11 protein-coding genes are annotated in these 22539 nt (G+C 70.0%); 6 read left to right on the top strand and 5 right to left on the bottom strand.

The window, feature by feature from the left end:
* Nucleotides 1–3: 3 nt before the first annotated feature.
* Nucleotides 4–4278, bottom strand: coding sequence for an OmpA family protein (locus ACN9MV_RS24670; RefSeq protein ID WP_426389916.1), 4275 nt, complete (start codon nucleotides 4276–4278; stop codon nucleotides 4–6).
* On the bottom strand, nucleotides 4275–12341 hold the full coding sequence (locus ACN9MV_RS24675) for an SdrD B-like domain-containing protein (protein WP_426389917.1): 8067 nt from the start codon (nucleotides 12339–12341) through the stop codon (nucleotides 4275–4277). Before ACN9MV_RS24675 ends, ACN9MV_RS24670 begins: the two co-directional genes overlap by 4 nt.
* Before the next feature lie 224 nt (nucleotides 12342–12565).
* Here ACN9MV_RS24675 and ACN9MV_RS24680 point away from each other — a divergent pair, with 224 nt between their 5' ends.
* Entirely contained in the window at nucleotides 12566–13417 is an 852-nt protein-coding gene (locus ACN9MV_RS24680; RefSeq protein WP_426389918.1) for a helix-turn-helix domain-containing protein, read from the top strand.
* Nucleotides 13418–13435: 18 nt separating this feature from the next.
* Nucleotides 13436–15763, top strand: coding sequence for an ATP-binding protein (locus tag ACN9MV_RS24685; protein ID WP_426389920.1), 2328 nt, complete (start codon nucleotides 13436–13438; stop codon nucleotides 15761–15763).
* A 26-nt stretch (nucleotides 15764–15789) separates the two neighbouring features.
* Here the strand turns inward: ACN9MV_RS24685 and ACN9MV_RS24690 are convergent, their stop codons facing one another.
* Together ACN9MV_RS24690 and ACN9MV_RS24695 are read right to left on the bottom strand one after the other, a co-directional pair.
* Nucleotides 15790–16863, bottom strand: a complete 1074-nt coding sequence (locus tag ACN9MV_RS24690) for an L-idonate 5-dehydrogenase (RefSeq protein ID WP_093058588.1) — start codon at nucleotides 16861–16863, stop codon at nucleotides 15790–15792.
* 19 nt (nucleotides 16864–16882) lie between these two features.
* Nucleotides 16883–17836 carry a 2-hydroxyacid dehydrogenase gene (locus tag ACN9MV_RS24695; RefSeq protein ID WP_426389921.1) on the bottom strand — a complete coding sequence of 318 codons (954 nt, stop codon included), beginning with the start codon at nucleotides 17834–17836 and terminating at the stop codon, nucleotides 16883–16885.
* A gap of 133 nt (nucleotides 17837–17969) precedes the next feature.
* Here ACN9MV_RS24695 and ACN9MV_RS24700 point away from each other — a divergent pair, with 133 nt between their 5' ends.
* The 4 genes from ACN9MV_RS24700 to ACN9MV_RS24715 are packed head-to-tail and all read left to right on the top strand — an operon-like array spanning nucleotide 17970 to nucleotide 20593.
* Nucleotides 17970–18749 (top strand): SDR family oxidoreductase, encoded by a 780-nt coding sequence (locus tag ACN9MV_RS24700; protein WP_258355250.1) that lies wholly within the window; start codon nucleotides 17970–17972, stop codon nucleotides 18747–18749.
* Between the two features lie 4 nt (nucleotides 18750–18753).
* Nucleotides 18754–19311 carry a gluconokinase gene (locus ACN9MV_RS24705; protein ID WP_426389922.1) on the top strand — a complete coding sequence of 186 codons (558 nt, stop codon included), beginning with the start codon at nucleotides 18754–18756 and terminating at the stop codon, nucleotides 19309–19311.
* On the top strand, nucleotides 19308–20207 hold the full coding sequence (locus ACN9MV_RS24710; protein ID WP_426389924.1) for an NAD(P)-dependent oxidoreductase: 900 nt from the start codon (nucleotides 19308–19310) through the stop codon (nucleotides 20205–20207). Before ACN9MV_RS24705 ends, ACN9MV_RS24710 begins: the two co-directional genes overlap by 4 nt.
* A gap of 47 nt (nucleotides 20208–20254) precedes the next feature.
* The gene (locus ACN9MV_RS24715) at nucleotides 20255–20593 is read left to right on the top strand and encodes a hypothetical protein (protein ID WP_093058583.1); all 339 of its coding nucleotides are present in this window, start codon (nucleotides 20255–20257) and stop codon (nucleotides 20591–20593) included.
* Here ACN9MV_RS24715 and ACN9MV_RS24720 read toward each other — a convergent pair.
* Nucleotides 20559–22478 (bottom strand): glycoside hydrolase family 15 protein, encoded by a 1920-nt coding sequence (locus ACN9MV_RS24720; RefSeq protein ID WP_426389925.1) that lies wholly within the window; start codon nucleotides 22476–22478, stop codon nucleotides 20559–20561. The genes ACN9MV_RS24715 and ACN9MV_RS24720 overlap by 35 nt on opposite strands.
* Between the last annotated feature and the right edge of the window lie 61 nt (nucleotides 22479–22539).

Here is a 22539-nt window from a genome sequence, read left to right on the forward strand (position 1 = left end):
TCGTCAGAACTTGCCGAGCACGTTCAGGAACCACCCCTTGCTGCGGTAGCTCATGTCGGTGAGGTTGTCTGAGTAGTCGGTGAAGTTGTAGCCCACGCCCACCTTCAGGTTCTCGTTGACGTGGTAGTACGCGGCGGTGACCCAGCCGCTCTTGCGGTCCTTGAGTTCCTTGGCGCGCAGCGTGCGCCACTCGAGCATCCAGTCCCAGTTGCGCACCAGCTTCCAGTCGACACGCAGCACGGCAAGCTCGGCCGAGCTCTTGAACCACGGCGACGAGTTGTCGCGGCTCGCGCGCAGTTCGCCGCGGCGCCAGGCGTACTTGCCGCCGAGGGTCCAGCGCGGGTCGATGTCGTAGGTGGCGTCGATCGCGAACACATGGCTGCGCTGCTGGTAGTCGATGCCGGTGGTCGACACGGTGCCCAGGCTCGAGTCGACCCCGCCCGACACCACCTGGCCCGGAGACGACAGGTCGTACAGGTAGGTGTACTTGAAGAGCAGGTTCAGCCGGTCGTTCAGCGCCGGGCGCAGCGCGTAACCGAGCATGGCTTCGGTGTACTTGGCGGCGGCCAGCGTGCCGGTGGTGCTGTCGCTGTCGGCCCAGTTGAACTTGCCGACCCAGCGCGCGTCGTCGTCCACCTTCCAGCTGAAGGAGTTCTTCACCAGCCAGCTGGTACGTGTCTCGGCCGTGGTGCGGTCCTTGCGGTATTCGAGGCCGCCGCTGTACTTCATGCGCTCGCTCGAATAGCCGGTGGTGAAGGCCACGGCCTCGCGGCGCGTGGCGCCCAGGGTCTCGGCGCCGATCCAGCCGTTCTCGAAGTTGACGCCGAAGGTCCAGCGCGTGTCGGGCGCGTACTGCACGCCGTAGGCATGCGTGAGGCCCGGCTGCGTGCCGGTGGCCTGGCGATGCTCGGTGAACATGGTGAGGCCGTCGCCCACGCGGGAGCGCACGCCGGTCACGAGACTGCCGCCGCGGCCGATGAGGTTCTCGTCGGTGCGGCCGGTGTCGGCCACGTAGGTCATGTAGAGGTTGGAGCGGTCGTCGTACTGGTAGTCGACGCCGGCCTTGCCGGCCAGTCCGCCGTCGCCGGTGGAGACCTCGCCGCGCAGCGCGAGCTTGTCGTTGACGCGGTAGCGCCCGCCGAAGCCCAGCCGGTCGTTCTCCAGCCGCGTGCCGGTGCGCCGCAGCGTCTTCTGCGCGAAGCCGTAGGCGCTCCAGCGGTCGCTGCCGGTGTATTCGAGCTGCACGGCTGCGTCGGCGCGCTCGCCCGACACCGCCTGCGTGGTCGGCAGCGACGGGCTGGTGATGAGCGCGTCGCCGGTCTTGTCGTCGTAGCGCAGGCCGAGGCCGAGCTTCCACTCGGGCGACAGGGTCAGGGCGTACTGCGCGTCGAGCACGCTGCTGTTGTAGCCGTCGCGCTCGTCGCGGCGGTCGGCCTTCAGGCGCAGCTCGCCTGCGCCGCTCTGGCCCTTCTCGCCGAAGGGCACGGTGGCCTGCACGCCGGTCTGGCGCGTGGCGTTGCTCGCGTACTGGCCCGGTGCCGAGAAGCCCGCGTCGCGCGACTGCGCGTAGGCGCTCACGCGCCCACCGCCGCGGATGTCGAAGTCGCCCAGGTCGGCCTGGCCTTCGAGGCGCCATGCGTTTGCGTTGCCGGTGGGTCCGTTGCCCAGCGTGTTGCCGATGGCACCGTTGCGCCCCGTGAAGCTGAAGCCGCCGTCCAGCGAGTCGAGCTGGCTGGTGCCCGGGCCCTTGCTGCGCGCGAACTCGCCCTTGAAGTAGGTGTTCTCGGTCTTGCGCAGCGTGATGTCGGCGCCGGCCAGGCGCTGGTCGCCGCCGATCTGGTCCTGCCGCGACGCCGTCACGCCCACGCCCACGTGGTCGTTGACCCACCACGACACGCGGCCGCCCACGGCGAGCGTGTCGAGCGAGGAAGTCAGCGGCGTGTATTCGTAGTCCACCACCAGGTAGGTCGGCATGCCGGTGAAGCCGCCGGCGCGCACCAGCGAGCCGTCGTCCGACAGGCTGGGCAGCGGCGCCGACAGCAGCACGCGGCCCTGCAGGTAGTCGATCTCGTAGTCGGAACTCGGCACGAGCTGCGTGCGCTTGAGCACGAAGCCGGAGTCCTTGTCGCGGATCTCCAGCGTCACGCGCTCGGCGCCGCGCGTGATGTCCTGGTTGCGCAGGTAGTAGAGCGATCCGCCGGTGCCGCGGAATTCCTCGCGCGCGGCCAGCGTGCCGGGCTCGGCCGCGAAGGCGTCGACCTTCAGGCGCGCCTCGCCGAAGGCGGTCGACTCCTCGCCCAGGTAGCGGCCATGAAAGCCGTAGAGGCCGCGGCTCACGCGGGTGAGTTCGGTGTCGCCGAAGTTGAGCTTGAAGTTGCCCCACATGGCCTGCGAGCGGCCGTCGTCCACGCGCAGGTAGAAGCGGCCCTGCGTGGGCGCGTCCTCGATGGTGGTGGAGTCGTCGCCGAAGGTGCTCCACGAATCCTCGGGGTCGAAGCGGCGGAACAGCGAAGTCGGGTCCTTGCGGTCGAGGTTGCGGAACAGCTCCTTCAGCGGGCGCTCTTCGGTGTCGACGCTGGCCGTGAGCGTCCAGCGGTCGTTGAGCTGGCCCTTCGCATAGCCGGCAATGCGACCTTCGCTCCAGCCGCCACCGCCGTAGCGGTTCTTGTCGTTGGTCATGATCGCGGCCGGGCCGCTCACGCTGTTGCTGCCCACGGTGAGGTCGGCCTGGCCCACGAAGAACCAGTCACTCGCGGGCAGTTCGAAGTCGCGGCGGTAGGCACGCGTGGCGCCCTGAGCGTCGGTAACGGCGATCTCGCCGGTCTGCACGCGGCGCGGCACCAGCTGCTGGAACACGAAGCGGCCGCTCTCGTCCACCGGCACCGCAAAGCCGAGCGCGCGCACGCTCTCGCCGGGGCGAATGGCCGCGCCGCTGGCGGTAACGGTGCCCGCGCTCAACGGAATGTTGGCGATGGCGATGTTGTTCTGGCCATAGCCGCGCAGCAGCTCGCGCACCGGGTCGGGCGGCGTGCCGGTCTCGGGCTTGTGGCGCTGGGCCAGCGTGAGCGAGAGGTCGTCGGTTTCGTCGAAGCGGCCCTGGCGGTCGTACACGCGCACGCGGTAGTACAGCTTGCCGCTCGCGCCTTCGGCGAGGCGGTTCAGCAGCCCTTCGGGCACCTGCCATTCGCCGCGCAATGCGGCGTCCAGCGGCACGGTTGCGACGAGGCGGCGCTGCATCACGTCGTTGGCGGTGAACACGCGCAGTTCTGCCTTGCTGGTGAACAGCAGGTAGTTGCTGTAGCCGGCGAAGCGCACGGTGTCGCCCGCCACCACGGTGGTGGGCCATGCGCTGGCGCTCAGGCGGCGCGGCTGCGAGAGGTTGTCGTACTGCAGGCGCAGCTGGTTGCGCTCCAGCTGCACGTCGACGCAGCGCTGGCGGTCGGCACTCGTCGTGCCTTCGGCGGACGGGAGCTTGCCGTCTGCGGACAGCAGCTGGCCGTCCACGCTCAGGCGCAGCGGCGCGTCGTCGGTGCCGAAGGCGGTGAAGGTGCGGCACACGCCGGGGTCGGCTGGTGCGGGTGCCGGCGCAACGACAGCATCGCGCCAGTACACGCGCACTTCCACGCGCCGGTTGGCGGCCCAGTTGGCGGGGTCAGTTGCAGGCGTGGCCACGGGTGCATCGGGGCCGCGCGACGTGGCGGAGGCCGCGGCCTCCGGCAGGCCCAGGCGCTGCGTGAGGTAGCGACCGGCCTGCTGCGCGCGGGCCAGGCCCAGCGCGTGGTTGTCGGCAAAGCGCTCGCGCGACTTCGCGCTCAGGGGCTGCGTGTCGGTGTGGCCGACGATCTCGAAGCGCAGGCCGTCGCGGCCCTTCACCTGGTCGGCGATGCGGTCGAGCTGCGCGCGGTCGGCGGGCAGCAGGCCGTCTGCGCCGGAGTCGAAATGCGGCGTGCTGGTGTTGCTGCGTTCGGCGGGCGATGCGGCCACGGCGGCCGTCGCCGCGCGGGGCTCGACCGCATCGCCGAGCACGAAGGTGGCCTTGGGCAGCTCGCGCTCACTGCTGCGCGGCAGGCGGCGTGCGCCGTCGATATCCACGGCGCGCGGGTCGGCCGTGGCCTGGTCGAGCATGCGGCCGCGCACCGCGGTCTCCTGCGCGGCGGCCAGCCCCATGTTCAGGCAGGCGGCGGTCACGGCGCCTGCAAGGGCCATGCGCTTCGGAAGCGTCTTTCTTCTTCTCATGTCGGCTCGCTGGATCGGGTTCGGTGTCTGTGGGCGGGTCATGGCTTCGCCTCGTCCGAGGCGGCGGTGGCAGGCACCAGCTCGACCTCGATGTCCAGGTTGAAAAGCGGCGGCTCGTTGCGCCCGGCGCGTTGTTCGCCGAGCTGCTTCCAGCGCGCGAGCACCGCGGCCTTCACCGCGTCGGTGCGCTGGCGGCCCAGCGATGCGGGCTCGCCCGGAGCGGCCTTGTAGGCCAGCCGCAGCACTGCCGTCTTTTCGGCCAGCACGCTCACGGTGCGGTCGAGCTCGCCCGCGAAGCCGGCGCGCAGCGCGCTGTTGCCGTCTTCGAAGGCCGCGCCCTGCAGCGCGAGGCGCACCACGCGGTGCACGGTGGCGCCGAAGTTGATCTTCAGCACCTTGCCGCGCGTGGCGCGCTCGGCCGCCGGGTTCTCGCTGGTGGTGCGATAGCCCGAGGGCAGCGTGCGCTCGTCGAGCTTGAGCACCAGGTTGCTGCCGGTGCCTTCCTTCGGAATGGCGGCGCAGGCGATGTGGTAGCGGCCTTCGGCGTCGGTGGTGGCCAGCACGCCGTTGACCGTTGCGATGCGCACGTTGGCAAGGCCGGGTTCGCCGTCGTCCTGGTAGCCGTTGGCGTTCTTGTCGTCGTAGACCTTGCCGATCACGTCGGTGCAGTCGAACAGCGCATCGGGCACCACGCGCACGGTGGCCGTGGCAAGGTTCGACAGCGTGCGACCGCCCACGCCCTGCAGGGCGACGACCTGGTTGACGAACTCGCCCTCGCCCACGCCGACCCCCACGCCCGCGACCATCAGGTATTCCTTGGTCTCGTTGGGCGCGAAGTTCTGGCCGGGCACCACAACCTGGCGGCCGTTGATCTGCGGCACCACCGGCAGCGCCACGCCGCCGGGCATGGTGCGCACGGTGAGCGAGCCCTGGATGTAGCGGAAGCCCGGCGGCAGCGTGTCGACCACGGCCACGCCCGGCACGGGGTTGCCGCGCGTGTTGCGCGCCGTGATGCGGTAAGGCAGCAGCTCGCCCTTCTTCACGGTGAGCTTCGATGTCGTCTTGCGCAGCTCGATGAGCGTGGCGTCCGACGGGTCGAGCGGGATGTTGTTGGCCACCACGTGCTGGCCGCCGCCGCCCGGCATCTTGAACATCAGGTAGTAGCCCGCGCCGGTGACCAGCGCCGCGCCGGGGCTCACCACGCAGGGGTTGGTCTGCGCGGGTGCCGGGCCGTTGGCGGGCGCCGCGCACGACTGCGTGCCCAGCGCACCGGCCGCGGCCGGGTACATCGACGACGGCAGGTAGGCGCCCGGCGGCGTGATGGCCAGGCGGTAGTCGCCGGCCGGTGCGCCCGGCAGCAGGAAGAAGTCGTAGTAGCCGTTGGGGCCGGTCGTGTAGGTGTCGCGCCCGTCCAGCAGGTGCTGCGCGGGATCGAAGCCGGGCGGGCCGACCAGGCGCACCACGGCGCCCGGCACCGGCGTGCCGCTGACGCTGTCGTACACCACGCCGCCCGGGTCGTACGGCAGGTCCTGCTTCTGCACGTTGGCGCCCGCGTTCACGCGCACCTTGATGGTGAAGCGCGGATCGCTCGCAGCGGGCGTGGGATACGGGCCGCCCGCGCCGTTCTGCGACGCATCGGTCGGCCATACGCCGCCCACGACGCGGCCGTCGGGCGCGCGGAAGCGCACGCGGTATTCGCCGGGCACGAGGTCGCCGAAGCGGTAGCTGCCGTTGGCGCTCGTGGTCACGGTGTAGAGCACGGTGGCCGCGGTTTCCGCGCAGGCGTTGCCGCCGTCGGCGCAGCGCAGCAGCTCGACCGTCCAGCCTTCGCCCTGGCCCTCGCCCGACTCGCGGGTGCGGTTGTGGTTCTGGTCGAACCACACGGTGCCGGTGAGCGAGGCGGGCTGGTTGCTGTGCTCGTTGAAGTCGTAGCCGGTGCCGTGGGCGTCCAGACCGGTGAAGTTCACGCGAATCTGGTTCGGTCCCTGCGCGGTGCCGCCCAGCGTGCCGGGCACGGCAATGCCTTCGTCGTAGCCCGTGGGCTGCGTCTCGGTGACGGTGTAGCCGCCGCTGCCGGGCAACGGCAGGCCGGGCAGTTCGTAGCGGCCGTTGGCGTCGGTGACGGCGGTGCGCGTCACCGGCTGGCCCGCGGCATCGGTGCCGGTGAGCGTGATGGTCACGCCCGGGATCGGCAAGTCCTGCGGCTCGCGCGTGCCGTTGCGGTTGGCGTCGTTGTAGACGGTGCCCGCCAGCGATGCGCCGCGTTCGCCGAAGTTGTAGTTGTCGCCGTTGCCGCCGCGGTACGCGATGGCGCCGATGACGTCGTTGCCCAGCGTGCCGGTGGCCGCGCCCTCGACCGTGCCCACGGCGTCGAGGCCGTCGGCATAGGTCACGGGCTGCGTCTCGCGGATGGTGTAGCCCGCGGCGTCGGCCGGCAGCAGGCCGGTGAAGACGTAGCGGCCGCTGGCGTCGGTGACCACGGTGGCGTTCACCACCAGGCCGCTGGCCGAGCGGCCGGTGAGCGTGAGCGTCACGCCGGGAATGCCGGCCTCGGTGGGCTGGCGAACGCCGTCGTTGTTGGTGTCGACGTACACCCAGCCGGCGATCTGGCCGCCGCGCTCGCCGAAGTTGTAGTCGATGCCCACGTCTTCCGAGACCAGTGCGAGGCCGCCGAAGCGGTCGTTGGTGCCGCCGGGGTTGACGGTGCCGCGCGCGGCGCCGCCAACAGTGCCGAGCGACTCGGGGCCGTCGGCCACGCCGGCGGGTTGCGTCTCGTCGATCTGGTAGATGCCGGGCGTCAGCGCGTCGACCAGGTAGCGGCCGTCGGCAGCGGTCTGCACCGTGCGATCGACGGCGTTGCCCTGGAAGTCGGTGCCGGTGACGCGCACGGTGGTGCCGGCGATGCCGGGCTCGCCGCTGTCCTTGGTGCCGTTGGACGGCGCCACGTCGGCGTACACGTAGCCCGAGAGGCTCGCGGGCTTCACCGCCGAGAAGTTGTTGCCGGCCGAGCCCGAGCCCGCGGCGCCAAGCACGATGTTCTGGATGACGTTGGCCGTCGAGCCGTTGGGGCCGTTGGTCACGCCGGTGCCGCCGGTCGGCACGGCGCCGGGCGTGCTGCCCGCGCCGCTGACGTTGCCGGCGCGCGTGATGCCGGGCAGGTAGCCCGTGGGCCGCGTCTCGGTCACGGTGTAGCTGCCGGGCGCGAGGTTCGGGAAGCTGTAGTCGCCGCTGGCGTCGGTGGTGGTGGTGCGCGACACCGTCTGGCCGTTGACGTCGGTGCCCGTGAGCGTGATCGTCACGCCCGCCAAGCCCGGCTCGGTGGCCGGCGCGCCCTGCGCGCCGCTGCCGTCGCGGTCGTAGTACACGCGGCCCGAGATGCCGCCGGGCAGCAGCTCGCCGAACCAGTATTCGCCCTGCGTGGTCGGCACGCTGGTGCCCGAGACGGTCACGCCGGTGATGACGTTGCCGCCGCCTTGCGGCGTGCCGGGTTGGCCGTTGTTGTTGGCCTTGCCCGGCGCGTAGTTGGCCGGCTGCGTCTCGGTGATGGTGTAGCCGCCCGCGCCCGACGGGGGCACGTTGCGGAACTCGTAGCTGCCGACCGTGCCGGTGGGCACGGCCAGGATGTTCACCGCGTTGCCCGCGGCGTCGGTGCCCGTGAGGCGCAGCTCGACGTTCGGGATGCCGGTGTCGCCGGCCTGCGGCACGCCGTCGTTGTTGGCGTCGACGAACACGCGCGTCGTGATGCGGGTGAGCAGCTCGCCGAAGTCGTAGCCGGTACCCGTGACGTTGGAGCGCAGCGCGATCGCGCTCACCACGTCGTTGCCTGCGGTGCCGCCGGCGGTGCCGGCCGCGTCGCTGCCGTCGGCGAAGGCTGCGGGCTGTGTTTCAGTCAGCGTGTAGCTGCCGGGCGTGAGGTTGTTGAAGGCATAGTTGCCGGTGGTCGTGGCCGTGGTGGTTGTCAGCGACACCGGGTTGCCGAACATGTCGGTGCCGGTGAGCGTGACGGTCACGCCGGCGATGCCGGGGTCGCCCGCGCTGGCGGCGTTGTTGTAGTCGGCGTCCTGGTAGACGCGGCCGGCCAGGCTGGATGCGCGTACCTCGCCGAAGTTGTTGGCCGTGGAAGCGCCGCCCGTGCCGAGCACGATGTTGTCGATGCGGTTGGCATTGGAGCCGTTCGGGCCGTTGCTGGTGCCGGGCGGGACCGTGCCTACCGTGCTGCCCACGCCGCTGACGGTGCCCGCGCGCGTGATGCCGGGCTGGTAGGCCGCTGGCTGGTCTTCCACCACGCTGTAGGTGCCCGCCGGCACGGTGAAGCCCCAGTTGCCGTTGGCGTCTGTGGTGGTGGTCATGACGACCGCGTTGCCCGAGCTGTCGGTGCCGCTCAACCGCATGGTCACGCCGGCGATGCCGGGCTCGCCGCTGTCGATCAGGCCGTTGCCGTTCAGGTCTTCGTACACGCGGCCGGACAGCGCGCTGTTCTGCACCGTGATCTGGCCGTCGTTGAAGTTGTTGCCGGCGTCCGGATCGGCACCGCCGTTGGTGTCGCCCGAGCCGGTAGTGACGATGTGCGCGCGGTTCGTGAGCACGGTGCCGTTGGCTGGCGCGGCGCCGCTGAAGCGCACCGGAATGCGCACGGTGGCCGTGCCGTTGGCCGGCATCGAGGTGATGGCGCAACTCACGGCCGTGCCGCCGGCAACGCCGGTGCAGGTGGGCGCGGCGGGCGTGAAGGCGCCGCTCGTGACGGTGAACACCGGCGTGCCCGTCAGCACCAGCGGCGCGGGCAGCGTGTCGGTGAAGCTGGTGGTCTCGGCGCTGTCGGGGCCGTTGTTGCGCAGCTGCACGAGCCAGTCGAAGGTCTGGGCCGACGACACGGTGGCCAGCGGCGTGGCGGTGCCGGTCGTGACGGCGGCCTTGGAGACCACCTGTACGTCGGCCTTGAAGCGGAAGGTGGTGTTCTCTGCCACCGCGTTGTTGCCCTGCACGGTGTCGAAGGCATTGCGCGTGGCGTCGAAGAAGTCGACCTTCGCGTTGTTCTGGAAAGTGCCGCGCGACGTGCCCCTGAGCACCACGCGGAACTGCAGCGAACTGAGCTCGCCGGTGGACGTGGGGCCCGTGCCGCCCAGCGTCGGGATGGTGAACACGATCTGCCCGCCGGCCGAGCCGATGGCTGCGCCGCCGGCCAGCGCGAAGCTGGTGCCCGTCGGGGCATTCGACGGAATACTCACCGACACCAGCGTGGGCGGTGTCTCGCCGCCGGGACCGGGCAGCGGCAGCGTGTCGATCAGGCGCACGTCTTCCGCCGTCGACGCGCTGTTGTTCGACACGGTGATGGTGTAGCCCACGTCGTCGCCCACGTTCACCGGGTCGGCGTCGTCGCGCTTGGTCACGACCAGGTCGTACACCGGCGCGGTGACGGTCGCGGGCACGGCGGCGTCGTTGTTGGTGCTGAGCAGCTCGGGCGTGTCGGTGGCAACGTGCGCGCCGTTGGTCACCGCGGTGCCGTTGAGCGCGTACAGCGGCCGCACGCGCACCGTGACGGTCTGCTGCACGTTGCGGTTGAGCGAGCTCCAGCTGCACACGAGTTGGTTGTTGGTGGTGCCGGTGCCCGTGGGCTGCGTGGTGACCGGTGTCGTACCGCAAGTGCCTCCGCCGGAGGCGACGGCCGTGAGGAACATCAGGTTGGCCGGCAACGTGTCGGTCACGCTCACGGCGTATGCACGGCTCAGGCTGTCCGGTACGTTCCGGTTGACGACGGTCAGTGTGTAGGTGAGCAGCTGGCCGACCGGCACCGAGGCCGGGCTGGCCGACTTGGTGACCGTCACGTCGCTGCGCGCCACGAGGTAGGCAATGGTGCTGCCGTCGTTGTTGGCCAGGTTCGGGTCGGCCGGCGTGACCGCCAGTGCGTTCGCCGTGTTGTTGATCTCGAAGCCGTGGTCGGTGGCCGAGCGGCCGTCGCCGTAGTGCGACGCAACGACGCGTATCACCGGGCACAGCGGCAGCGCGCTGGCGGCGTCGGTGCTCGCGCGGCATACCGGCAGGGTCGACAGCGTGCAGTTGGACAGCGATGCCTGGCCGAAGCCGCCTCCGTTGGCCGGCAGCGCGCAGGAGCCTGCGAAGGTGCCGCCGTTGGCGGTCTGCGTGACGTTGCCGGCGCCGATCACCTGCGCGAAGGCGTCGGTGACGACCACGTTCTGCGCTTCGGAAGGACCGGTGTTGACCACCTCGATTTCCCACGTGACGGGCTGGCCCGCGATCTGGCGGTTGCCGGCGCTGTCGCCGATGCCCACCACGCGCTTGAGCACTTTCACGTCAGCGGCGGTGGCGACGTCGTCCACGCCGGTGCCGAGGTTCACGCAGTCGTTGCCGGTGTTGGCGTCCGGGTCGGTGCCGAGCGTGGGCGCGCTCGCGGGCAACGCCACGTTCACGCACATCCTGTTGACGATCTGGCCGCCGCCCGACGGCAGCGCCGGGATGGTGGCGTTCACGATGATGTAGCCGCCGTTGCGCGCGCTGGCACCGTTCGACAGGTCGACATCGATGTCGGCGGCGAGCGTGCGCGTGCAGGTCACGGTCGCGGGGCCGGGCACCGGCGTGGCGGGCGTCGGGACGACGGTGGTGCCGCCCTGGGTCACCGTGCAGGTGTAGCCGTCGCGCTGCGTGACGCTGTTGATCTGCACGCCGGCCGGCAGGTCGTCCACCAGCTGGATGGTGCTGCCCGCCAGCAGGCGCGTGCTGCCGAGGTTGGTGCTGCCGACCTGGTAGTCGAAGGCCTGGCCCAGCGGCACGTTGTTCTGCGGCCAGCCGCGTCGCTTGTCGGCGCGGAAGTCGGTGGCGGAGACCGCCACGTCGGCGGGCACGCTGCCCGTGGCGGAGTTGGCGATGGGCCCGGTCGCGCTCACGGTGGCCTGGTTGACGACGCCGGTGCCGGCAGACGAGGCGATCACGGGGATGAGGATGTCGCCGAGCGCCACGTTGGCGCCGCCGGTGCCGCCGATGTCGGTGCGCGTGCAGCTGACCGTCTGGCCGGCGACCGAGCAGGTCCAGCCGCCGCCCGCGGAGAACGGCTGGATCGTGAAGTTGGCCGGCAGCGTGTCGCTCAGCGTGACGCCCGTGGGAGCGGTGCCGCTGAAGCTCGGGCTCAGGCGGAAGTTGAAGCGCTGCCCCACCAGCAGCTGGCCGCCGTCATGGCTCTTGGCGAGCGCGAGCACGTAGCCCGCCGTCACGGTGGTGTTGGCGGTGGCGCTGTTGTTGGTGGAAACGCCATCGCCGATCGAACCCGCCGACACCACGGCCGGCTGGTGCGTGATGGTGGAGCCCGCGCCCGCGGTGACCACGCCGTTGACGGTGAAGGTGCGCGTGTTGCTGCCCGTGGTGGCCGGCGTGGCCGGCACGTTGCAGGTCAGCAGGCTGCCGCTGATCGAGCAGCCCGAAGGCAGGCCGGAGCCCGAGACCGACAACCCCGTGGGAATGGAATAGGTCAGCGTCGAGCCCGAGCTGGTGTCGGGGCCGTTGTTGGTGAGCGTGAAGACGATCGGCACCGTGCTGCCGCTCGGCGCGGTGGCCGGTGCGTTGATGGCCACCGACACGTCGGCGCCCTGGTTCACCGTGATGATCTTGGTTTCGCTCGAGCTGCCCCCGCTGATCGCGGCGGTGACGCTCAGCGTGCCCTGGACGGTGGTGCGCAGCAGTACCTGGAAATCGCGCAACTGGTTCGCACCCAACGTGATGCCCGAGCAGGTCAGCGTGCCCGGGCCGGCTGCGCCTACAACCACGTCGGCCGAACAGCTGCCCACGGGAACCGTGCCGGTACCCATGTAGATGGTGTTCAGGGGGATCGTGTAGGTGAAGGAGGCGCCCGGCGCACCGATCGGCAGGCTGTCGGTCTCGGCGATGGTGATGGTGCTGGTCACCGTGCCGCCGGCGGGAAGGATGTCGGGCGAATGAACAAGGCTCGACACCTGCGGCACGGCATGCGCGGCCGCGGCGAACAGCAGCCCCGCCAGAGGCGCGGCCACGCGCGTCAGGCAGCGGCGCAAGCGCGCGGCGTTGGAAGGCACGTCGCGACGCGCCGACGCGTGCGACAGATTCGTTGGGGTCCTGAACATCCCGTCCCTCGTGATTGCTCTGATGGACCGGGCACCGTTTCTTTTGTCGCCGCTCGATGCGGCGGGGTGCTCCGGAAAGGGCGCGATTCTTGGACCCCACTCACCGGTGCACTTTTGGCATTCAGGACAAAAGCTTTGCTGTTAATGACATTTGTTTACGAATGCAACATAATGTGAACTAAATCACACAGCGTTTCGGCGACGCACTCCTACGCTCGACGTCCATGTCTTACTGGTCGACCACGCCACCCCGGCGCGCGCACATCCTCGTCATCGACGACAACGTCGAAGAACTGCAGTTGCTGCTGGGAGTACTGCGCGAAGCCGGGCACCGCATCAGCCTGGCGTTCAACGCGCTGGAGGGCTACCGCAGGGCCACGGCGCTGCAGCCCGACCTGATACTGCTGGACGTGCGCATGGGTGCCACCGACGGCTTCGCGACCTGCCGGCTGCTGAAGGCCGACCGCGCGACGACACGCATCCCGGTGATCTTCGTGACCTCGTCGAGTTCGGTGCAAGAGCGGCTCACCGGCCTGCGCGAAGGCGCGGTCGACTACATCCTGAAGCCCTTCGAGCCCGCGGAAGTACTGGCGCGCGTGGCAGTGCACCTTGCGCTGTCAAGCAGCCGGCAGCAGGCGCAGGCCTGCATCGCGCAGGCCGAGAGCGCAGTGGAAAACGCGAAACGGGAACGCGGCACCAACACCCCGGGCGCCGACCACACCGACCGCGTGCTCGCGCAGGCCGTCGAGCGCCTGGTGCGCGCCGACCTGGCGAACGTGCCCACCCTGCCCGAATTGGCGGCGCGCGTGGGCACGCACGAAAAGCGGTTGTCGCGCGTGTTCCGCGAACAGACGGGCCGCACGGTCTTCGAGTTCGCACGCGAGGCGCGCCTCGCCGAGGCGCAGCGGCTGCTCGCGGAGTCGGCGCTCAGCGTGGAAGAAGTCGCGCTGGCCGTGGGCTTCTCCAGCGCGGCCAACTTCTCGACCGCGTTCCGCGAGCGCTTCGGCCGCACGCCCACGGCGTTTCGCCAGGCGCCTGCCGCCTCGACCTCTCCGCCATCGGTGCCGTCGGCCTGATGCGGCGTTGAGAAGGCGGTGACCACCCCGGCCCTGCGCGGCATCCGCACGTTGCTGCTGTGCTGCGCCTTCTGGCTGGCGGGGTCGGCCACAGCGCAGGCGGGCATGCTGCGCGTCGACGACGCGACCCGCTGGCCGGTGGCGCTCGACACGCGCGCCGAGGTGTTCGAAGACACCAGCACACGGCTGTCGCTCGACGAAATCGATGCCCTGGAAAGCGGCGTGACCGGCGGCTTCCAGCCCGGCAACGCAGCGCGCATGCGGCCGGGCTTTTCGCGTTCGGCCTTCTGGCTGCGGCTCACGCTGGTGAACGACACCGGCGCGATCCAGCCGCTTCGGCTGGTGCTCGACGCCACGTGGCTGCAGCACGTTGATTTCCATGCGCGCCGCGAGCTGGCGGGCTGGGCCACGTGGACACATGAGCAAACCGGCGTGTCGGTGCGATCACGCACCGGACGGGACCGCGAGCGCGTACCGACGCTGGCCCTCGACCTGCAGCCCGGCGAGCAGGCTCGCGTGCTGGTGCGGGTTCAGACGAACAGCAGCGTCAAGCTCGCGCCGGCGCTGTATTCGGCCGACGCCTGGCGCGAAGCAGAAAGCGGCCATGCACTGCTCGACGGCCTGCTGATCGGCGGGCTGCTGGTGCTCTCCGTGTATTCGCTGGCGCTGTGGTTCATCTCGCGCGACCTGGCAACGGCGCTGCAGAGCCTGGGCTTCGCGCTCGTGGCACTCTACGAGGGCGCCTACCGCGGCCATGCACGGCTGGCGCTGTGGCCCGACAGCCTCGAATGGAGCTACCGCGCGGCCGGCGTCACCGCGGGCTGCTGCGTGCTCTCGCTGATGTTCTACCTGTACGCGGTGTCGCGGCGCAGCCCGGTGCGCGCGCCCGGACTGTCGCTCTTCGCGGTGCTCGCGGCAGGGCAATGCGTCGTGGTGCTGGGCACGCTGCTGGGGCCGTACGCGCCTTTCGCGCTGGCCGGCACGCTGAGCGCGCCGGTGGTGGTTCTCGCATTGACCGTCGGCACCTTCATCTACATGCGGCGCGCGGGGCCGGGCGGGCGGCTGGCCTTTCCGGTGATGAGCATCGTCACCGTCGGGGTGTGCCTGCGGCTCACCGAACTCGCGATGCCGGCGCACACGATCCCCGGCTTCGACGCCTATGCGCTGGGCTTCCCGGGCATGCTGGTCGGCCTGGTGGCGCTGGCGGCGTGGGCGCACCACCTGTCGCGGCAGCAGCGCGTCGCGCAGCGCACGCTGGTGCACTGGCAGGCCGAGGAACAGCAACGGCTGCAGGAAGAAGTGAAGCGCAAGACGCACGCGCTGAACGCGGCGCTGGAGCAGGCCGAGCACCAGGCGCGCGAGCAGACACAGCTGCTGGCCTACATCAGCCACGACCTGCGCGCACCGCTGTCGACCATCATCGGCAACGCGCGCCTGCTGCATGGCGACAGCTCGCCGCCGCCCGAGCGGCTGCAGGCCATCGAGCGCAGCGTGGCCTACCAGCTCGCGCTGATCGACGACCTGCTCGACTACGCGAAGAGCGAGCTGCTGCCCTTCGCCTTCGAGCCCCGGCCGGTGCACCTGCGCGCGCTGATCGACGACATCGCGCAGTACGCAGACACGCTCGCGCAACGGCAGCACAACCGGTTCGAGCTGGAGGTGCTGGGCGCACTGCCGGTCGCGGTGTACCTCGACAGCAAGCGCTTCCAGCAACTGCTGCTGAACTTGCTGTCGAACGCCGCGAAGTTCACGCGCGACGGCAAGATCGGCCTGCGCGTGCAGGCCCGGCCGCGCGCGGACTCGTGGCGGCTCAGGTTCGACGTGTGGGACAGCGGCATCGGCATCGGCAAGGAAGAGCAGGCCCGCATCGTCCAGGCCATCGCGCAGGGCGCGCCCAGCGCCAACGGCCACGGGCTCGGGCTGGCGATCGCGCGGCGCATCGTGCAGCACATGGGCGGGCGCCTGCTGCTGGAGAGCCACCGCAACCTGGGAACGCGTGTGCACTTCTCGGTGATCGTGAAGGACGCGCCGAAAGAATTGCTGCCCCTGGCCACCAAGTCACAGCAGCCGCAGCAGCCGCGCCATGCACCGCCCGTGCCCGTACCGGGCCACAGGGTGAGACGTCCACCGGTGCCCGCGATCGCGCCGCTACCCGCATCGGTGCGCGACGAACTCGAAACGCTCGCGCGCGACGGCCGTTGGAGCGACCTGCACGAATGGGCCGACCGGCTCGCGGCCGACGCGCGCCACGGGGCGCTGGTCGACGCGGTGCGGCATGCGCTGGACATGCTGGACTTCGAACACATCCGCCTGCTGGCGCGCGCAACGCCTAACGCGAGCCAATGACGCTGCGGGCGTCTGCGGAAAACCCGTCAGGCCGCAACAGCCTCCGCGCCCACATCCGCGAAGTCGATCAGCACCTTCATCGCCTTCTGACGGTCGCTCGCCAGCTCGAAGGCCTGCCGCGCCTGCAGCATCGGGAAGGTGTGCGTCACCACGGGCGACAGATCCACACGCCCTTCGTTGATGAGCCGCACCGCGAGCGCGAACTCCGCGTGGAAGCGGAACGAGCCGCAGATGCTGAGCTCTTTCGCCACCACCATGTTCTGCGGAATGCTCACGTCGCCGCCCAGGCCCAGTTGCACGACCACGCCGCGCGGGCGCATCACCTCCAGCCCGTCGCGCAGTGCGCGCTCGTTGCCGGAGCATTCGAGCATCACGTCGAAGGTGCCCTTGTCGGCCGAATAGCGCGACACCCAGGTCTTGTCCTGCGCGACGTTGATGACGTTGTCGGCGCCCATGGCACGCGCGATGGCCAGCGGCTCGTCGACCACATCGGTGGCGGTGATCTCTGCCGCGCCATGCGCGCGCGCCGCCGCAATGGCCAGCACGCCGATGGGTCCGCAGCCCGATACCAGCACACGCTTGCCCAGCAACGGCCCGGCGCGCGACACGCCGTGCAGCCCCACCGAGAACGGCTCGGCCAGCGCGGCCAGGCGCAGCGGCACGTGCTCGGCCACCTTCACGCACTGCGTGGCCTCGCACAGCAGCATGTTGCGGAACGCGCCCTGCACGTGCGGCGTGCGCATGGCACTGCCGTAGAAGCGCATGTCGAGGCACTGGTTGGGCAGGCCTTCGAGGCAGAACTTGCAGGCGCCGCAGGGGCGGCTCGGGTTGATGGCCACCTTGTCGCCGATGCGCACGCTCTCGACGCCGGGCGCCACTGCCACCACGGTGCCGGCCACTTCATGGCCCAGCACCATCGGCTCCTTGATGCGCACGGTGCCGAAGCCGCCGTTGTGAAAGTAATGCAGGTCGGAGCCGCAGATGCCGCCCATGCCGACCTTCACCAGCACCTGGCCGGGGCCGATCTCGCCGGCGTCCTGTTCGTCCAGACGCAGGTCGTCGGGGGCGTGGATCACGAGGCACATACAACGCAAACGCATGATTCTTTCCTTCGGCCAGTCAGGGCACGGGGGTAATGAGAGGCTGGCCCGCGAAGTGGGCCTCGAGGTTGCGGCGCACCAGTTCGCCCATGGCGCGGCGCGTCTGTTCGGTGCCGCTGCCATGGTGCGGATGCAGCACCACGTTGTCGAGCGCGGCAAAGCGCGGGTCGATGCGCGGCTCATTGAGGAACACGTCGAGCGCCGCGCCGGCAATGCCGCGCGCCTCCAGCGCCTGCAGCAGCGCGCCTTCGTCGACGGTGGTGCCGCGCGACACGTTCACGAGCCAGCCCCTGGGCCCCAGCGCCTGCAGCACCTCGGCATCGACGATGCCGCGCGTGGCCTCTCCGCCGGGCAGGATGACGATGAGCACGTCGCACCAGTCGGCCATCGCGCTCAGGCTGGCGAAGTGGCGGTGCGGGCTGTCGGCCTTCGGCGTGCGGCTGAAGTAACCCAGCTCCACGTCGAAGCCTGAGAGCCGCCGCGCGATGGTGCTGCCGATGCGGCCGAAGCCCGCGATGCCGATGCGCTGGCCGAAGACGCGGGTGGTCAGCGGCATGCCGCCACCGGCCCACGCGCCGCTGCGCACGAACTGGTCGCCCGCCGGAATGCGCCGCTGCACCGCCAGCGTGAGCCCCACGGCGAGGTCGGCCACGTCGCCGTTGAGCACGTCGGGTGTGTTGGTCACGCGGATGCCGCGCGCGCGGCAGGCGGCAAGGTCGATGCCGTCGGTGCCCACGCCGTAGCAGGCGATCAGCTCCAGCGCAGGCAGCGCGGCGATCAGTTCGGCGTTGGCACCCAGCTCGCCGCGCGTTGCGACCGCGCGAATGTTCGGCGCGTGCTCGGCAATGAAGGCCTGCCGGTCCGGCGCTTCCCAGAGGCGATGCAGCGTGTAGGCCGCCCGCATCGGCGCCATGTCCCATTCCGGGTAGGTGCCTGGCATCAGCACGTGCGGGGATGTAGCGGTAGCGGTCAAGCGGGTGTCTCCTCGGATAGCGGTTGCGACTCAATAAGATACCGGTAACTTTAATTGATGAAAGAAAATAATGCCAGCGGAGGTTTTACCAGTTGACGATCTCAAAAGATACCGGTAACTTATGCCGTCAGCCATGTACTCGGAGCCTCCTTTGAAACTCTTTGATCTTTCCGGGCGCACCGCCCTCGTCACCGGCTCCAGCAAGGGCATCGGCTTTGCGCTGGCGGCTGCGCTCGGCAACGCCGGCGCGCGCGTGGTGCTCAATGCACGCGATGCCGCATCGCTCACCACCGCCCGCGACGCCCTGCGCGCCAAGGGCATCGCGGCCGAGGCCATGGCCTTCGACGTGACCGACGCCGCAGCGGTGGAAGCCGGCGTGGCCGCCATCGAAGCCGACATCGGCGCCATCGACATCCTTGTGAACAACGCCGGCATGCAGCACCGCGGCGCGTTCGCCGAATTCCCTATCGACGCGTGGCACAAGATCACCACCACCAACATCGACAGCGTGTTCCTGGTCGGCCGCTTCGTCGCGCAACGCATGATCGAGCGCAAGCGCGGCAAGATCATCAACGTGTGCTCGGTGCAAAGCGAGCTGGGCCGCCCGGGCATCGCACCCTACGCCGCCACCAAGGGCGCGGTGAAGATGCTCACCAAGGGCATGGCGATCGACCTGGGCAAGTACGGCATCCAGGTCAACGGCCTCGGGCCGGGCTACTTCAAGACCGAACTCACGCAGGCGCTGGTGGCCGACGAAGCCTTCACGGCGTGGCTCTCGGGCCGCACGCCCGCCGGCCGCTGGGGCGACGTGGAAGAGTTGGGCGGCGCGGCCATCTTCCTGGCTTCGGATGCGTCGAGCTTCGTCAACGGCCACATCCTGTATGTGGATGGCGGCATCACCTCGAGCCTGTAGCACCGTGCAGCATCCAGAGCAGCCGCAGCGCCTGAGCGTGGTGGTGATGGGCGTGTCGGGCACCGGCAAGAGCAGCGTGGCCGCCGGGCTGGCGCAGACGCTGGGCGTGCCGTGGGTCGATGCCGATGACCTGCACGTGCCCGAGGCCGTGGCGCGCATGCGCGCCGGCCTCCCGCTCTCCGACGAAGACCGCTGGCCCTGGCTCGACCGCGTGGGCGCCAGCCTCGCCGACCGCACGGCCGCACCGCGTGGCGTGGTGGTGGCCTGCTCCGCCCTGCGGCACGCCTACCGCGACCGGCTGCGCGCCGCGTCGCCCGAGCTGCAGTTCGTGTTTCTCGACGGGTCGCCCGCGCTGGTGCGGCAGCGAATGGAACAACGCACCGGGCACTACATGCCGCCGGCGCTGCTCGACAGCCAACTGAAGACGCTGGAGAGGCCCGACGCGAGCGAACCCGACGTGCTGCACGCCGACATCGCCGTGCCCGTGCAGCAGATCGTGGCCGACATCGGCGCACGGCTCGTTCAACGCTCGAAGGATGCTTCCATGAAAGTCTCTGCATGACAGCAGCATCCAGCCAGCGCGTGGCCGTGATCGGCGTGGGCATCATGGGCTCGGCCATCGCGCGCCGGCTGCTCGAATGCGGCCACCGGGTGAACGTGTTCGACCTCGATGCGGCCAAGGTGGCCGCGCTGGCAGCACAAGGCGCACAAGCGGCCGACACCGCGCAAGCGGCAGCGGCGGCCAGCGACTTCGTCATCACCAGCCTCAACTCTGCGGCGGTGGTGGAACGCGCGATCTTCGGCGAGGCCGGCATCGCCGCCGCCGCACCTGCCGATGCGAAGCGGCTGCTGATCGACATGTCGTCCATCGACCCACCTTCCACGCGCCGGCTCGCACAGTCGCTGCGCGAGCGCACGGGCATGGGCTTCGTCGATGCGCCGCTTTCCGGCGGCGCGCCCAAGGCCCTGCTCGGGCAACTCACGGTGATGGCAGGCGGCAGCGCCGACGACGTGCAGCGCGCACGCGCCGTGATGGACAGCCTGTGCGCCAACTACACCCACATGGGCGACAGCGGCGCGGGCCAGACCACCAAGCTCGTCAACCAGCTGCTCTGCGCCATCGGCTTTCAGGCCGTGGCCGAGGCGGTGCGGCTGGCCGAAGCCGGTGGCGTCGATGCATCGAAGCTGCCCGCCGCACTGGCCGGCGGCCGCGCCGACAGCCAGATCCTGCGCGAGTTCGGCCCCAAGATGGCCGCGCGCGACTACACGCCTACCGGCCGCATCGACAACATGCTCAAGGACCTCGAAGCGGTGCAGGCCTTCTCGCAAGACCAGCGCCTGCCGATGCCGCTGGCGGGCGCCGTCTCGGAGCTGCACCGAGCCTTCGTCGCGGCCGGGCTCGGCGCCGAAGACACGGCGGCCATGATGCGGCAGTTCGACGGCTACGGGCGCGGCTGAAGCGCCTCCCGCCACACACAGCTTTCACCCAGGAAAGAAGAGACACCATGTTCATCCGCTGCGCGTTTTTCAGGGGCCGGGTCAAGGCCGGCATGGAAGAAGCCTTCGACCGCCACGTGCACGAAAAACTCGTGCCGCTGTGGACCCGCTTCCCCGGTGCGCTCGAAGTGCGCGTGCTGCGCCAGATCGAAAGCGATGTGAGCGACCCCGAACTGGCGATGGTGCTGTCGATCCGCTATGCGAGTCGCGAGGACATCGCCCGCGCACTCGACTCACCCGTTCGCCATGAAAGCCGCGAGGTCTCGAAGAAGCTGTTCGAGATGTTCGACGGCACGGTCTTCCACACGGTGTTCAGCGCCGAGGAGTTCGCGCTGCCGGCCGCCTGAGCGGCGTCTTTCTAGCCGTCTTCTTCGACGCCGCCTTGCCATCGAGGTCCGCCAGCTCCCACACGCCACCGGCCGCCGACACCAGCGCATGCGCGCTGTTGATCAACCCGATGTGCGAAAACGCCTGCGGAAAATTGCCGAGCTGCCGCTGCGCCACCGGGTCGTACTCCTCCGCGAACAGGCCCAGGTCGTTGCCCAGCGCCAGCAGGCGCTTGAACAGGGCTCGCGCCTTGCGCAGCTTGCCCATGGCCACGTACACGTTCGACAGCCAGAAGCTGCACGCGAGAAACGCGCCCTCCCCGCCTTCGAGGCCGTCCACGCCTTTCTCTGTGCGATAGCGGTACACCAGCCCGTTGAAGATCAGCTCCTTCTCGATGCGCGCGATGGTGCCCTGCACGCGCGCATCATGGATCGGCAGAAAGCCGATCAGCGGCATCCACAGCAGCGCCGCATCCACCGTGTCTGCGCCGTAGTACTGCACGAATGAATTGCTCGCGGCGTCGTAGCCGCGGGCGCAGACCTCGGCGTGGATCTCGTCACGCACCTCGCGCCAGCGCTCGACAGGGCCTTCGAGCCCATACTCCGTCGCGCTCGCGATCACCCGGTCGAAGGCCAGCCAGCACATGATCTTGGAATGCACGAAGTGGCGCGGCTCGCCGCGCACTTCCCACAGGCTGCAGTCGGGCTCCTTCCACAGCACCATCAGGTGCTTCGCGATGGCGCGCTCCAGCGGCCACACCTTGTCCATGTCCGCCAGCCCGGCCTTGCGCGCCGCATGAAAGGCCGCGATGACGGAACCGTACACATCCAGTTGGCGCTGCCCGTGCGCGCCGTTGCCGATGCGCACCGGGCGGCTGTCTTCGTAGCCCGGCAGCCAGCCGAGCTCGAGCTCGGTGAGCGAGCGTTCGCCGTGCAGGCCGTACATCACCTGCAGCTCTTCGGGCGAGCCGCCCACCGCTCGCATCAGCCACCAGCGCCAGGCGCTGGCTTCCTCGACATAGCCCGAACCGATCAGCGCGTAGAGCGTGAGCGCCGCGTCGCGCAGCCAGCAGAAGCGGTAGTCCCAATTGCGTTCGCCGCCCGGCAGTTCGGGCAGCGAGGTGCTCGGCGCGGCGACGATGCCGCCGGTGGGCTCGTAGGTGAGCGCCTTGAGCGTGAGCAGCGAGCGCATCACCGGCTCGCGAAACTCGCCGTGGTAGCCGCAGCGGCCGGTCCACGCGCTCCATTCGGCGACGGTGCGCGCCAGCAGCGCGCTGGCGTCGCGCGTCACCGGCGGCTTCAGGTGCGAGGGAAACCAGTCGAGGCTGAACGCGATGGCCTGCCCCGCGGACACGGTGAAGTCGGCAAAGCTCGCGAAGTTCTCGTTGGTCAGCGGCACACCAGAACTGATGCGCACCGAGTCCGGCCCGGCCGTGGCAAACACCGCGCCGTCGCGCCGCTCCATCCACGGGCACCACCCGCCGTAGTTGAAGCGGATGCGGAACTCGGTATGCATGGCGACCGTGCCGCGCACGCCCTGCACGATGCGCACGACCTCGTGCGTGCCGTCGAGCGCGGGTCGGGGCATGAAGTCGGTGACGATGGCCGTCCCCTTGGCCGTGCGGATCGTGGTCTCGAGCACCACGGTACCGGGCAGGTAGCGCCGCGTGACACGCGCCTTGCGGTCTTTGGCGCGCATCGTCCAATGGCCGTTGCGCTCGTCGCCGAGCAGGCTGGCGAACATCGCGGCCGAATCGAAGCGCGGCAGGCACAGCCACTCGATATCGCCGCCGCGATGCACCAGGGCCGCGCTGTGGGTCGAGCCGATGAGCGCGTAGTCGCCAATGGGGCGGTTCGGGCGGTCGGCGTGCAGCCGTGAGGAGGGTTGCTTGGGAGTCTTTGGCAAGAGGCCGAGCTTTGCCGTGCGCGCGGGCGTGGCACGCCAGCGGCGGGCGCGGATTGCTGAC

Source organism: Variovorax sp. R-27 (assembly GCF_049913215.1).
GTDB lineage: Bacteria > Pseudomonadota > Gammaproteobacteria > Burkholderiales > Burkholderiaceae_C > Variovorax.